Annotated in this window: 14 protein-coding genes and 1 riboswitch; of the genes, 6 read left to right on the top strand and 8 right to left on the bottom strand. The window is 39.6% G+C overall.

What is annotated here, in order from left to right; all coding sequences use genetic code 11:
- Window positions 1-46: 46 nt before the first annotated feature.
- From gluQRS to AOLE_RS18195, 6 genes are all read right to left on the bottom strand, one after another.
- Window positions 47-943, bottom strand: coding sequence for a tRNA glutamyl-Q(34) synthetase GluQRS (gene gluQRS / locus AOLE_RS18220; RefSeq protein ID WP_013199124.1), 897 nt, complete (start codon window positions 941-943; stop codon window positions 47-49).
- Between the two features lies 1 nt (window position 944).
- The gene (gene dksA / locus AOLE_RS18215; protein WP_002121205.1) at window positions 945-1,481 is read right to left on the bottom strand and encodes an RNA polymerase-binding protein DksA; all 537 of its coding nucleotides are present in this window, start codon (window positions 1,479-1,481) and stop codon (window positions 945-947) included.
- A gap of 211 nt (window positions 1,482-1,692) precedes the next feature.
- Window positions 1,693-2,505, bottom strand: a complete 813-nt coding sequence (cpdA, locus tag AOLE_RS18210) for a 3',5'-cyclic-AMP phosphodiesterase (protein WP_013199123.1) — start codon at window positions 2,503-2,505, stop codon at window positions 1,693-1,695.
- Window positions 2,502-3,137 (bottom strand): NUDIX domain-containing protein, encoded by a 636-nt coding sequence (locus tag AOLE_RS18205; protein ID WP_013199122.1) that lies wholly within the window; start codon window positions 3,135-3,137, stop codon window positions 2,502-2,504. Before AOLE_RS18205 ends, cpdA begins: the two co-directional genes overlap by 4 nt.
- A gap of 75 nt (window positions 3,138-3,212) precedes the next feature.
- A complete protein-coding gene (thiC, locus tag AOLE_RS18200) occupies window positions 3,213-5,090 on the bottom strand; it encodes a phosphomethylpyrimidine synthase ThiC (protein WP_004795134.1) in 1,878 nt (625 codons plus the stop codon).
- A gap of 88 nt (window positions 5,091-5,178) precedes the next feature.
- Window positions 5,179-5,313: riboswitch (TPP riboswitch) on the bottom strand.
- A 34-nt stretch (window positions 5,314-5,347) separates the two neighbouring features.
- Window positions 5,348-6,433 (bottom strand): hypothetical protein, encoded by a 1,086-nt coding sequence (locus AOLE_RS18195; RefSeq protein WP_013199121.1) that lies wholly within the window; start codon window positions 6,431-6,433, stop codon window positions 5,348-5,350.
- 107 nt (window positions 6,434-6,540) lie between these two features.
- On the opposite strand from AOLE_RS18195, the gene AOLE_RS18190 reads away from it, so the two are divergent.
- The 4 genes from AOLE_RS18190 (at window position 6,541) to phoU (ending at window position 10,276) form a co-directional block, all read left to right on the top strand.
- The gene (locus tag AOLE_RS18190) at window positions 6,541-7,122 is read left to right on the top strand and encodes a TetR/AcrR family transcriptional regulator (protein ID WP_013199120.1); all 582 of its coding nucleotides are present in this window, start codon (window positions 6,541-6,543) and stop codon (window positions 7,120-7,122) included.
- Window positions 7,115-8,020, top strand: coding sequence for a DMT family transporter (locus AOLE_RS18185; RefSeq protein WP_013199119.1), 906 nt, complete (start codon window positions 7,115-7,117; stop codon window positions 8,018-8,020). Before AOLE_RS18190 ends, AOLE_RS18185 begins: the two co-directional genes overlap by 8 nt.
- An 81-nt stretch (window positions 8,021-8,101) precedes the next feature.
- A complete protein-coding gene (gene abuO / locus AOLE_RS18180; RefSeq protein ID WP_023274337.1) occupies window positions 8,102-9,448 on the top strand; it encodes a multidrug efflux outer membrane protein AbuO in 1,347 nt (448 codons plus the stop codon).
- Window positions 9,449-9,553: 105 nt separating this feature from the next.
- Entirely contained in the window at window positions 9,554-10,276 is a 723-nt protein-coding gene (gene phoU / locus AOLE_RS18175; protein WP_013199117.1) for a phosphate signaling complex protein PhoU, read from the top strand.
- A 305-nt stretch (window positions 10,277-10,581) separates the two neighbouring features.
- Here phoU and AOLE_RS18170 read toward each other — a convergent pair whose 3' ends face one another.
- Both AOLE_RS18170 and argH read right to left on the bottom strand, forming a co-directional pair.
- Window positions 10,582-10,851, bottom strand: coding sequence for an oxidative damage protection protein (locus AOLE_RS18170; protein WP_004795121.1), 270 nt, complete (start codon window positions 10,849-10,851; stop codon window positions 10,582-10,584).
- 9 nt (window positions 10,852-10,860) lie between these two features.
- Window positions 10,861-12,294: an argininosuccinate lyase gene (argH, locus tag AOLE_RS18165; protein WP_002121138.1), complete on the bottom strand. Its 1,434-nt coding sequence runs from the start codon at window positions 12,292-12,294 to the stop codon at window positions 10,861-10,863.
- Between argH and AOLE_RS18160 the strand changes: the two genes are divergently transcribed.
- Together AOLE_RS18160 and AOLE_RS18155 are read left to right on the top strand one after the other, a co-directional pair.
- Window positions 12,285-13,424, top strand: a complete 1,140-nt coding sequence (locus AOLE_RS18160; protein ID WP_013199116.1) for a sensor histidine kinase — start codon at window positions 12,285-12,287, stop codon at window positions 13,422-13,424. The two genes, argH and AOLE_RS18160, sit on opposite strands and share 10 nt — an antisense overlap.
- A gap of 60 nt (window positions 13,425-13,484) precedes the next feature.
- Entirely contained in the window at window positions 13,485-14,225 is a 741-nt protein-coding gene (locus AOLE_RS18155) for a LytR/AlgR family response regulator transcription factor (RefSeq protein WP_013199115.1), read from the top strand.
- Window positions 14,226-14,295: the final 70 nt, after the last annotated feature.

The following is a 14,295-nucleotide window of genomic DNA, read 5'->3' as shown; positions in this document are numbered from 1 at the left end:
TTTCAGTTGTTATAAAAAGCCCGATATCAAATCGGGCTTTTTTTATTTATAAATATGTTCCGCTGAGCTCTTGTCCATGTGGAATTAAATCAACATTCCACTGTGCTATAGCCTGCTTTAGCATAAATTTAGGCTGGTCTAAATCAACGCTAGGTTGTCCCAATGCTTGTATGGCTTGTTGCAGCAATTGAGGTGCTTTAGATAAATCGAGTGCTTGAGCAAGATTTTGTTTAGAGAGCTTCTGCCCTTGATCATTCATGGCGAGAGGAAGATGCATATAGCTCAGTTTAGGATAACCTAGTAGTTCACCAAGCCAGATCTGACGTTCAGTGTTATCTAATAGATCTGAGCCTCGAACGACATGGGTAATGCCTTGCAGATAATCATCCACGACGACAGCAAGTTGATAGTTAATAATCCCGTCACGGCGTTTAAGAACAAAATCCCCAAGGTCGTGTTGCAGATTAGAACAATGAAGTCCTTGCAGTCGGTCATCAAAACAGATTTGTTGATCTTTAACTTTTACCCGAATTGCTTGGTCTTGAAAATCAAGATTGAGATTACGGCATGTTCCCGCATAGATGGCATTTGAACCCAGCATTTTGCGTGTACATTGACAAGCATAGATTAGACTCTCTTTTTTAAGTTGATCTAATACACTCTCGTAAATGTCTAAACGGTTTTTTTGAAAGATGATTTCTGCATCGGGTTCGAACTGGAAGGCTTCCAGCGAGGTGAGGATATGCTCTTCACTGCCCGGATAAATACGAGGGATATCTGTGTCTTCGATACGAACCAGCCATTTGCCTTGGTGAGCTTTAGCATCACAATAACTGGCGACAGCGGTAATGAGTGATCCAAAATGCAAAGGGCCGGTTGGCGAGGGCGCAAACCGACCTGAGTATGAAAAGCTAGGCTTTTCTTGAGTAGCTACAGCGGTCATATTAACCGTTATTTTGCTTCTCTTTAATTTCTGCCAAAGTTTTGCAGTCAATACATAACGTTGCAGTTGGACGTGCTTCTAAACGACGTAAACCGATTTCGATACCACATGTTTCACAGAAACCGTAGTCTTCGTTTTTAATTGCTTCCATAGATTGTTCGATTTTACGAATCAACTTACGTTCACGGTCACGTGTACGCAATTCAATTGCAAACTCTTCTTCTTGGGTGGCACGGTCATTTACATCTGGCAATGCAGTTGATTCGTCTTGCATCGTATTCAACGTACGATCAACTTCAGACATTAATTCAGCTTTCCATGCTTGCAGAATTTGTCGGAAATGCTCGAGCTGTCCTTCAGACATGTACTCTTCATTTTTCTTAGGTTGATAAGGTGCAATACCAAATAAACTTGCAGTTGTGCCTATGTCAGAAGTTTTAGGTTTCACTTTACGTGCACGTTTTGCAGAAGCTTTGTCACCTTCCACTACAACTTCTGTATGTTCATCCAAAACTTGGTTGTGGTTGTCATTCGCCATAATAGGGCATTCCTCATCATACACGTATTATCTATACGCAAAAAATATGGTGATATGCAAGTGTTTTTATAGAAAACCATCGATGGGATTTTCCCATCGGGTCGTCATCATATAGATTTTTCCTGCAAGATGATAGTCATTCCGTCCCGTAAATATTTTCAAAACGTGTTTACCCTAGTCATAATTGCATATAAGCATATATAAAATAGAGCTAATAGCCTGAAATATTGGTATTTATAAGGCCCTGAAAATTTTCAAGACGGAAGACTTCTGTTTCAAAACTACCATCGTTTTTTAGACGAATGTAACGGTAGCCGGGAGCATTTTGGTCTAGGGCAAACTCATTACTAAACGGTTTAAACTGAACGCTTGTTGAGGGGGTCGAGAAAAATTCGATCCCTTGCCAAGTGTTTAGTGAGTCTTGGTGAACGTGCCCGCAGATTAAAGCTTTTACATTTTTAAATGGAGCTAATGTAGTAAGCAAAGCATTAGAGTTTTGTAACTTGTGATGATCAATCCATTTAGATTTCATTGCAAAAGGATGATGATGGCAAGCCAATAAAACAGGGTTATCTGAAAATTCTTCGAGTAATGCCGCTAAATTTTGTAGTTGTTCTGGCGACAGGTGCCCATTAATCTGACCTTTTACTGCACTATTTAATAAAATAACGCGCCAGTTTCCTAGACAAATGACCACAGGTTCCTGATGATTTTCTTTATGTAATGGAAAATGATCAACGTTATCATGATTGCCCAGTGTCTGAAAAAATGGCAGACCTAACGTTTGCATATATTGAATATAACGTTTGTAGGTAATGGGCGTTGGTGCTTGAGCCAAATCTCCAGTGTGGATGATGGCATCAGCTTCAGGATGTTTTTTCAGGATCTGTTGAATAATGGCATGAAAACTTTCTTCAGGATTCATCCCCACAAATTCTAAGTGTGGATACTCCAATAAGTGGGTATCGGTAATTTGTATAATGACATGGTCTTTTTGTGAAAGTGTTGAGACTTGAAAAGTCACCGTCCTACCTCGTCGGATTTTATTATCGTTGTGATGTGTTGAGATAGCCATTGTAACGCCATAATGACAGGGGCATTTCTCAAACGTCCTTGACTCAATAATGTTGATATTTCGCTGTAGTCAAACAGGTGCAAAAGAATATTTTCACCTTCATCAGGCATGCCAAAAACCCCGCCTTTTGATGGTAAGTTTGTTTCAGCAGCATATAAGTGAAATAGTTCTGAACACGCCCCAGCAGATGGATAAAAGCTAAATAGATGATGTAAATAATTAACTGTGCATCCTGACTCTTCAAGTGTTTCACGGCGAATACAGCTCTCCGGCGTTTCATCTCCATCTAATACACCAGCAATTACTTCCAATTGCCACGGCGAATCGGGATCATTAATTGCACCTACACGAAATTGTTCAATCAGCGCAAACTGTTGTCTTTGATCGTTGTAGAGTAGAACGCCAGCCGCTTCAGGCCGATGAATGAGTTCACGTTGTAATACATGAGTATATTCAGTTTGATTAAATAGACGATGTCGAAGGCTGACTTTTTCAACTTGAATAAAACCACGGAATAGAGATTCACGTGATGTTACTTCGACATCTTTAGATGTATAACTTGGACGTTCAACAATACTCATGATTCGATCAGGACGAAATCTATTTATTTCATCCTAACCGAGAATCATGGCTAGGCAAGTGTTTTTTTTGAATATTTACACTTTGTGATACAGTTTTTGACCTTGCTCTTGATAAACCTCTTTCATCGCTTTGAGGCCTTCTTCAACCTCTGAATTGCTATTAGTGAGGTTGTTGGCATAGTCACGAACATTTTGGGTGATTTTCATTGAACAGAATTTTGGTCCACACATTGAACAGAAGTGAGCGGATTTATGAGCCTCTTTGGGTAAGGTTTCATCATGCATGCTACGTGCTGTGTCAGGGTCTAGACTTAAGTTGAACTGATCATCCCAACGGAATTCAAAACGTGCTTTTGACAAGGCATTATCGCGAACTTGAGCACCCGGATGTCCTTTAGCAAGGTCAGCAGCATGTGCCGCAAGCTTGTAGGTAATAATTCCGTCTTTAACATCTTTTTTGTTTGGTAAACCTAAGTGTTCTTTTGGTGTCACATAACAAAGCATCGCTGTGCCGTACCAACCAATCATGGCTGCACCAATTGCAGATGTAATGTGGTCATAACCCGGAGCGATATCAGTCGTTAAAGGCCCAAGCGTATAGAATGGTGCTTCTTTACACACTTCTAGCTGAAGGTCCATGTTTTCTTTGATCATGTGCATTGGTACATGACCAGGGCCTTCAATCATGACTTGAACATCATGTTCCCATGCACGGTGTGTAAGTTCACCTAGTGTTTTAAGTTCGCTGAACTGTGCTTCGTCATTTGCATCTTGAATACAACCCGGACGTAAGCCATCACCTAAGCTAAATGAAACGTCATAAGCTTTCATGATTTCACAGATTTCATCGAAATGAGTGTATAAGAAGTTTTCTTCATGATGCGCTAGACACCACTGCGCCATGATTGAACCACCACGAGACACTATACCTGTTAAACGGTTTGCTGTAAGTGGAACATAACGAAGCAATACACCTGCGTGAATTGTGAAGTAGTCAACGCCTTGTTCGGCTTGTTCAATCAGTGTGTCTTTGAAGATTTCCCATGTTAGGTCTTCTGCAACACCATCAACTTTTTCAAGTGCTTGATAAATTGGTACGGTACCGATTGGAACAGGTGAGTTACGAATAATCCATTCACGTGTTTCATGAATGTTTTTACCTGTCGATAAGTCCATAATGGTGTCGGCACCCCAACGGGTTGCCCACGTCATTTTTGCAACTTCTTCATCAATTGAAGAACCAAGCGCTGAGTTACCAATGTTGGCATTAATTTTAACCAAGAAATTACGGCCAATAATCATTGGCTCAAGTTCTGGATGGTTAATGTTGGCAGGAATGATCGCACGACCTTCAGCAACTTCTTGACGAACAAATTCAGGTGTAATTTCTTTTAAGTTTTTTGCACCGAAATTTTGTCCAGCATGTTGACGCATATCAACACCTTCACGCTGGCGCTGATTCTCACGAATTGCAATATATTCCATTTCAGGCGTGATAATACCTTGCTTGGCATAGTGCATTTGAGTGACATTTTTGCCAGCTTTAGCGCGGCGTGGGTTTTGAATATGAGCAAAACGAATGTCAGCGGTACGAATGTCTTTTAAACGTTCTTGACCAAAAGTTGAAGTTAAACCAGAAAGTACGTCAGTATCGTTACGTTCTTCAATCCAGTTTTGGCGAACTGAAGGTAAACCTTTGTCTAAATCAATTTGAACATTTGGATCTGTATAAACACCTGAAGTGTCATAGACCATAACAGGGGGATTATGTTCACCGCCCAGACCAGTTGGAGTATCTGTTAAAGAAATTTCTCGCATCGGAACCTGAATATCAGGACGAGAGCCTTCAATATAAACTTTTTTAGAAGCGGGTAAGATACGGGTTAAATCTTTTGCATCTTGTTCATGTTGTGCTGAAATTTCAGCAGAAGAGAGATTCGTTAACTGGTTCATTACATGATCCTTATGAATAACATCAACGAATCAAGCACGACCAAAAACGATGGCGGATTTATCTTTGCTAGATAAATTTAAGGCTTAAGTTTTCAGATGGCTTGATTCCTACGCAGGTCTTAACCTGATCAGGTTCAACGGTACTCATGTTCAAACTTGTGTTGCGATAACACGAAATTTACACAATCTCAGCGAGTTATTACTCGCGCTCCGTCAAGCGATTTACAGACTAACATGTTTTAGGTTGGGTGGCATTGTCAATTTGTATCTATACAAACCGCATCCATATGGCAGTCACGATACACTTCAGTGTTCCATGGGGAGTCTAATTTTAATAGCTGCTCAAGTTGTTCATGAGTCATCTGATAATTTGATTTTTTATCACCATTCTTATCAGTTAAATCTATTTTAAATTGCTTATTACGCTCCTCTACAGGCGTGGCAATAAACTTAAGAAATAGTTGAGCAGGTTTCGCTAAACTCGATTGACTTTGTGTAGATAGAAACTGAATTTGTTGAAGCGCATCTTTATCAAACCATGTGTTTGGTGCATATTCATCTGACACAGGCGTGTTATCGAGACCAAAGAAAATAAAATAGCGATATTCGTTAAAGAGTAGTTTTGCATCACTAATAAAATGGCTTTTTGGATACTTTTGAATAAATTTTTCCCAAAATAATGCACGTTCAGTGAGCTCTTTCCAAGAAATAGCCAACGCACCATCGTTATAAAAAATATTTTGATTGTCTTTCGCCATACGAGTTAAAAACTCTTTTTGGTCAGCAGGTAAGGCTTTAGAAAAAACATCAACTAAATAGTTTGGCTTACGTCGATAGGTGAACATGCCTTCGCCTTGATAGAGAAGTTCAATATAGGCTTGGCCTTCATGTTGAAGTAAATATTGATCACGTGGGCTCAGTTGGTCGAAGAGTTTTTTCTGAGTTTGGATGACCTTTTTAAGGTCTTGTTGTTTATGTTCTAAAACAGCATAGCCAAAAGCTTCAAACGCTCTGCCTGTTTTTTCAGTGTAGTCTTGTTTAATAAAACGTTGATACATGGCTGTTGATGCATCAATCAGCTTAAGCTGTTCATCATTTTTTAAAGACGGAACACAGGTTTTAAGCTTTTCATTAATTTGATTTAAGTCTTCTATTTTGCTGTTTTGATTAATCGTGTGCATAGCTACCATAATTTGTAAGCAGCTACTGTCTTGTTTTTGAGTGGCCTTTTGCTCAGTTGATTTTTGATCTTTAGATACAGTCTGATCTTGCTCTGATGTTTTATTACATCCAGCTAAAAGTAGTGCGCTGCACATACTCATCATTAGAACTTTTTTCATCATTGTATTTTTATCAAAGTGAATATTGCTCAAATTATAACTCGGAAAAAGATTGCATCATTGTTAGAAATCTTTATTATTAGGTAGGTCGGTCTACTTAAATTAAAGCTATGAATGATAAAACAGCAAGACAGAAAATTCTCGATGCCGCTTCAACTTTGTTTTATAACGATGGCATTACTGCAACTGGAATTAACTCAGTTACGGCTAAAGCAGATGTTGCTAAAATGTCGCTTTATAATAATTTTTCTTCAAAAGGTGAGCTTGTCGATGCCTACATTGCTGCGCGCCATCAAGAGTGGCTCGATCTCTATCAAAAGCGTTTAAAAAAAATAAAAACAGCTAAAGAAGCCATTTTGGCCGTATTTGATGCCTATCAAGACCATGCGGAATTTGCCTATGAAAAAGGCTTTCGAGGATGTGGGCTTTTAAATGCTGCCGCAGAGTTTCCTGCGAATAGTGTAGGGCGAAGTTCGGTAAGACAGCATAAAGAAGAAGTCGAGGCTATTGTTGCTGAACATTTAAAAAAATTGATACCAGACTCAAAGCGGATTAGTTATGTGGCTACGCAGCTTTCTTTTCTTTTAGAAGGTTCTATGGCAAGAGCTGGCTTAGAAGGAAACAGTCGTCAACTCCTGTTAGCAAAACAAATGGCAGAAGATATTTTAAATAGAGAATGTCCACATGATTAGCCTCATTAAAAATAGTAGTTATGGAGGCACAATCGCGATTTTAGTTGCCTCTGTTTTGTGGGGAACAACAGGTACTGCGGCCGCATTTGCTCCGACACTTGGTCCACTTGCTATTGGCGCCGTAGCGATGGGTGGAGGAGGTCTTTTACAAGCTTTGGTTGCATCACGAGCGATAAGGGAAAACCGACAATTTATAAGAGAAAATCTTTTAATACTGCTTTTAGGTGTAGCGGCGGTTGGTATTTATCCTTTGGCTTTTTATTCCTCAATGCATTATGCAGGCATTACGATTGGCACCGTGGTTTCAATTGGTTCGGCTCCACTGATTGCAGCCATTTTAGAGCGATTCTTTGATCGCAAAGCTTTGTCTGCCATCTGGTTTCTAAGTTTTATTTGCGGTGTGCTTGGCGTAACAATGTTGTCGATGGGTGAAAGTCATGCAGTTCTAGGCGGTACAAATCAATGGAATAAATACTTCGGTATTTTTCTTGGGCTTGTCGCAGCTACAACTTATTCACTTTATTCATGGGCTGCAAAAAGATTAATAGATCGGGGTGTTGCCTCTAAAGCTGCAATGGGCATGATTATGGGGGGTGGGGCAGTTATTTTGCTTCCTACTTTGCTGGTTACAGGTGGTGGGTTATTACAAAGCTCAACCAATTTACTTGTAGCTGGCTATATGATGCTAATTCCTATGTTTTTGGGTTATTTACTTTTCGGTTTTGGACTAAAAACAGTAAATGCCAGCAAAGCGACCACCTTAACTTTATTTGAACCTTTAGTTGCTGCGATTTTTGCCATTGTGTTGGTGGGTGAGCATGTTTCATGGTTGGGTTGGATAGGCATGCTTTTGATTTTTATTTGTATTTTAATATTGTCAAAAACTGAGAACGCTTAAAAAAACTAAAACTTTTAATGGCTTGAGTTTGATTCGAATTTTTCTTAGTCTTAAAGGCAAGTTTTATCGTTGATTTGAACAATGAAAATAAAATTAATGGTCGCTGTTGGCCTTTGGAGTTTTGCATCTTCGAGTTTTGCTCTAGATTTGGTTGAGACTTATGGGCGCGCAAAACAAAATGATCCGACATGGCAAGCCAATCAACAACAATTTGAAGCAGATCAACTTAATTTAGGCTTGGCAACGGGAGCGTTATTACCCACCGTTACACTGTCTGGAAACATTACTCGTAATCGACAAACTGTAAAGCGTTCAAACTTTCCGGGTGTTGATCAAGAAGGGCTTTCTGATGCTTTGGTAAGTAATACCTCAACGACTCGGCAAGCGACCTTAACAGCACGTCAGCCATTATTTCGAATGGATGCTTGGGAGGGTTATAAACAAGTTAAAACTTCGGTTGCCTTAAGTGAAATTACCTTAAGACTGCAAAAACAAGATCATGTTTTAAATGTAGCAGAAGCCTATTTTAATGTACTGCGTCAGCAGGCACTGAGTGTTGCATACCTACAAGAAGAAAAAGCTTTGCTTGAGCAGCTTAATATGATGAATGCCAAACTCAAAGAAGGTTTGGTGGCGCGTAGTGATGTGAGTGAAGCAAATGCTCAATATCAAAATGCCAGAGCCAATCGTATTTCAACCAATGTTCAATTACTTTTAGCCCAAGAACAGCTGTCTGAATATATTGGTTCTTATCAAGATAAACTTGCTGTATTACGAAGTGACTTTAGTTTTCAAAAGCCTTATCCAGCAGAGCTTAATGATTGGATTTCTTTGGCCCAGCAAAAAAATCTAAAGATCCAGCAAGCCCGTTTACAGCAACAATATAGTGAAGATCAGCGCCGTGTAGAAAAGGCCGCGCTTTATCCTCAAATAGATGCTGTGGCGAGCTATGGTTATACCAAACAAACACCAGAGACACTCATTTCGACTGACGGAAAATTTGATCAGGTCGGTGTAGAAATGAACTGGAATTTATTTAATGGTGGACGGACCCGAACATCAATTAAAAAAGCCACTGTAGAAGCCAGTAAAGCGCAGGCACAACTTGATGCAGCCATTCGCCGTGCCAATGTCGATGTGAAAAGTGCGTTTATGCAGGTAGATACAGATCAAGCCAAACTTGAAGCAAGAAAGGCTGCAATGGATTCCTCTTCTTTAGTTTCTCAAGCTTCAAAAGCGAGTTATAACGAAGGCTTGAAAAGTATGGTTGATGTTTTATTGGCGCAGCGTAATGCTTTTTCTGCAAAACAGGATTATCTTAATGCTCAATATGACTATTTATTGAATGTGCTTCGTTTAAAAGCTGCGGTAGGCCAGCTCGGTGAAAAAGATCTGGTTGAGCTTAATAGCTGGTTAACTTATCAGTAATAAATTGCTTTTATCTGAAATTTAATTTTGTCATAAAAACTTAATGATTGCTGTGTTTTAATGCTCAATCATTTTATTCCTGCGCCATCATGTTGGAGGCTTCCCTTGAGTCCAAGTAATCCGGTGTTAACCCATCATATTTCTTCTCAATTTAATGAAGATTTGCAAGATGTAAACACAAAGTTTATGACCATGGGTGGCTTGGTCGAACAACAGGTCGCAAATGCAATTCATTCTTTGCTTGATACAGACGCAAATTTAGCGATTGATGTTCAATTTAAAGATAATGCAGTCAATCAATATGAACGTGATATTGATGAAGGCTTGACGCTAATTTTGGCGCGTCGTCATCCAGCAGCGATTGACTTGCGTATGGTTATTGCCATGAGTAAAGCCAATACAGACCTTGAGCGTATTGGTGACGAAGCAGCAAAAATTGCCCGTATTGCACAGAACCTTTGTGAAGAGGGTGGTTCGCCTCGTGGCTACATGGAAACACGTCATATTGGTAACCAAGTTCGTGTCATGATTCATGATGCACTTGATGCTTTTGCACGTTTAGATGCAGATCAAGCTTTACGTGTACTTTTAGCCGATGCTGACATTGATCGTGAATATCAGTCAGCAACCCGCACATTAATGACCTATATGATTGAAGATCCACGCCACATTGCCCGTGTTATTAATGTCATGTGGGTTCTACGTTCTTTAGAGCGTATTGGTGATCATGCACGTAACATTGCTGAGCAAGTCATTTATATGGCAAAAGGCTTTGATGCTCGTCATACCAAAATTGAAGAAATTGAAGCTAAAGTCCACGAAAAGTAATTTTGAGCTGAAATATTTAAAGGCCTTGTTTAAAACAAGGCTTTTTTATTTTTAAAATAATAGATAAAAAAATGTCCCGAACTTTGGGGGGAAGTTCAGGACAGAAAATCAAGTGCATAAACACGACAGGGATCGTGTTCTTCTTGCTATGAATTGATATTAAGTTCTTTACTTTTTGATGTCATGTAGAGTCCTGTTCGCTCTATGTAAGGCTTTTTATGCTTGTGTAAGTTTCACGTAAAAAAAGGCGGGTCTATGTGTATAGGACCCGCCTTTTTAATGATGAAGAAGCTAAAATAAACCGATTATTCTGGTTTCCAGCCTTCAGCTTTTTCTACGCTTTCATCATTGTTAAAGAACTTCTCACGTTGTTCTTCAAGGAACTTCTTCGCATCTGGTTCAAACACGTTTAAGCGTTTTTCATTAATCAGCGTAGTTTGGTGTTTTAACCATTCTTGCCATGCTTGCTTAGAAACATTTTCAAAAAAATCTTGGCCTTTAGCACCTGGGAAAGGAGCGAAGTCTAAACCTTCCATTTCCTTTTGATATTTGCGGCAAAAAACTTGTCGACTCATGATTTATCCTTAAGCGTATAACTGTTCTAAACGTGTATGGGCACGAGCAATCGCAGCTTCAACCTGTTTTGGTGAAGTTCCGCCAATATGATCACGTGCATTTACAGAAGCTTCTAGTGTTAAGGCTTTATCAAATACATCTGCTGTAATTAAGTCAGAGAATTGCTGTAATTGCTCAAGTGTGAGTTCAGATAAATCTTTTTCTTCAGCAACACCTAAAGCAACAGCTTTACCTACAATTTCATGAGCATCACGGAAAGCAACGCCTTTTTTCACTAGGTAGTCAGCAAGATCGGTTGCAGTCGAGAATCCACGAAGTGCAGCTTCACGCATGATTTCAATATTTGGAACCAATGCAGGAATCATATCTGCGAAAGCCATGAGTGAACCACGAACCGTATCGATTGCATCAAATAAAGGTTCTTTGTCTTCTTGGTTGTCTTTGTTGTATGCCAATGGTTGACCTTTCATGAGCGTAAGTAAGCTAATTAAGTCACCAAATACACGGCCAGATTTACCACGGATTAGCTCTGGAACATCCGGATTTTTCTTCTGCGGCATAATTGAAGAACCAGTACAGAAGCGGTCAGGAATGTTCACAAATTTGAACTGTGCAGAAGTCCAAAGAATCAGTTCTTCAGACATACGTGATAAATGCATCATGATAAGTGCAGCAGCTGCATTAAATTCGATGGCAAAGTCACGGTCAGATACAGCATCAAGAGAGTTTTCAGATACAGCTTCAAACCCTAAAAGCTCTGCTGTATATGCGCGGTCAATTGGATAAGTTGTACCCGCAAGAGCAGCAGATCCAAGCGGCATACGGTTAACACGTTTACGGCAGTCTTGGAGACGTTCAGTGTCACGTACCAACATTTCAAACCATGCTAACAAGTGATGACCAAAAGTCACAGGCTGAGCAGTTTGTAGGTGTGTAAAGCCCGGCATAATGGTATTTACATTTTTGGCAGCCAAGCCTAACAAGCCTTTTTGTAAACGTTCTAATAATTTTAAAATATCATCAATTTCGTCGCGTAGGTAAAGACGAATATCAGTTGCAACCTGATCGTTACGGCTACGGCCTGTGTGTAATTTTTTACCTGTAATGCCAATACGTTGAGTCAAACGTGATTCAATGTTCATGTGAACATCTTCAAGATCGATGCGCCACTCAAAGTTTCCAGCCTCAATTTCTGAGCGAATGGTGCTTAAACCTTCAATAATGTCATCGCGTTCTGCTTCTGTGAGTACGCCAACTTTCGCAAGCATGGTAGCATGCGCAATCGAACCAGCGATGTCTTGTTTATAAAAACGTTGGTCAAACTGAACAGAGGCGGTAAATTCGGCTACAAAAGCGTCCGTCGCTTCAGAAAAACGACCACCCCACATACCTGAGGTTTGGTCTGGGGTTACTGAATTAGGGGGATTTGAAGATGTGGTCATGGTGGCTCAGTAAAATAAAAAAGAGTATATCACTTGCCGAAGCTCAACAAACAAAGTTGTTTCCTACAGCATACCGAAATCAAAATTCCTCCTATTTTTTTACGAAAAACGGGCGTTGGCAACACTTATTCGAATTAATTATCGCAAGTAATGTTTTGGCTCTGGTCTTAGCATTGGCTGAAGCACAGTCTTGGCAAGCCTTGAGCGGGGGAAGGCTTTTTCAATACATCATTTTTATTAACTGGGTAATATTGTCGTTTTTTGCATTGGTTGAGCGCTTTCAAGGTTTTTTTAGCACTTTACGTCAAGAATTTGCCTTGGCTATTGGCTTTGTCATGTTGCAAGGTATTGTTGTTTTAACCACCTTAATGAGTAATTTTTTTCAGTTTGGTCTTTTAAATAAACATGCTTCTTTAACGCAGGGCTGGAGTATTTATTTTACCAATGTACCTTTATATCTAAGCTATGGAATATTACTCGGGGCTTTCTGCCTACGTTATTTATATGTCAGAGAACAATGGTTACATCAGCAATATGCAGAATTAAATGCCCGTATTCAGGCCATGCAAGCGCGAATTCATCCTCATTTTTTATTTAATAGTTTAAATAATGTAGTCAGTTTAATTGCGATAGATCCAGATAAAGCAGAAAGCATGCTCATTAGTCTGTCACGTTTATTTCGTGCCAGCTTCCAAGAATTGAAATTGGTGAGTCTGCATGAAGAAATCGAGCTAAGTAAACAATATTTAATGATTGAACAGGTCCGTTTGGGGGAGCGTTTAAAAGTAGATTGGAAAGTCGAGCTTTCACCTGTGCAACTCAAACAGATCACCATTCCTTTATTGACATTACAACCTTTGTTAGAGAATAGTATTTTTCATGGGGTAGAACCAATGATGGGTAAGGCAACCATAGGGGTATTGGTTGAAATATTGCAAAATCAGGTCAGTATAGTCATTACCAACCCATATACAGACGATACAATAAATTCAAGGAAAGGGCATGGAATCGCGCTTGAAAATGTTAAGCAGCGCCTGAAAGCATATTATGGGAGTTCCGTAAGATTTCAGGTTTATAAAGGTGAAACCTTATATACCACCATTATGAGCTATCAATATCAAACAAAATAATAAGTTAGTCAGAGTTAACCATAAAAAAATGGATCAAGTTAACGGTGACAAGGAGGATGAATGAAGGTGCTGATTTGTGATGACGAACCACTTGCAGTGGAGCGATTATCACGTTTAGTTTCAAAGATGGGACATGAAGTTGTATCAACGGCTCATCATGGACAAGAAGCCTTGGAACAGGCGCGGCTTCATCAACCGGATGTAATTTTACTTGATATTCAAATGCCAGGTATGAATGGTCTTGTCTGTGCGGAACAGCTAAGCCAGCTAAATCCTCGACCTGCGATTGTATTCTGTACGGCCTATGACCAACATGCGTTGGAAGCATTTAAGTCTCAAGCTCAAGCTTATCTTCTTAAACCTATTGATCCTCAAGAACTTGAACAAGTTTTTAGTCAATTGACTCAGCTTACTCAAGCACAGCTCAATGCTTTACCACAACATGATTTTTTACATGATCTAAAAACACAACGACATCAAATTGCTGCAAAGACCTATCGTGGGGTTGAGCTAATTCCAGTTGAAAATATCTATTATTTTTTAGCTGATCAAAAATATGTCACTGTGCGTCATCAAAATGGCAGTGTATTAATTGATGAAACTTTAAAAGAGCTTGAAACCGAATTTGCAGATCAATTTATTCGTATTCATCGAAATGCATTGGTTGCAGTTGCATATTTAGATGGACTGGAGCTCGTTAGCTCTGGGCAATATCAGGTTCGTTTACGTGGCTTAGATGAGCGACTTTCTGTGAGTCGTCGACATTTATCTATGCTTAGAGAGCGGATCCATCAGCTCTAAAGTTAAAAAGAGTTATCTTGGGCGTGCGAGATTTTACTTGCAATTTTAAGGGATCAAGTTAAGTTTAGGG

Source organism: Acinetobacter oleivorans DR1 (assembly GCF_000196795.1).
Lineage (GTDB): Bacteria > Pseudomonadota > Gammaproteobacteria > Pseudomonadales > Moraxellaceae > Acinetobacter > Acinetobacter oleivorans.
This window is presented reverse-complemented; position numbering and strand designations above follow the sequence as displayed.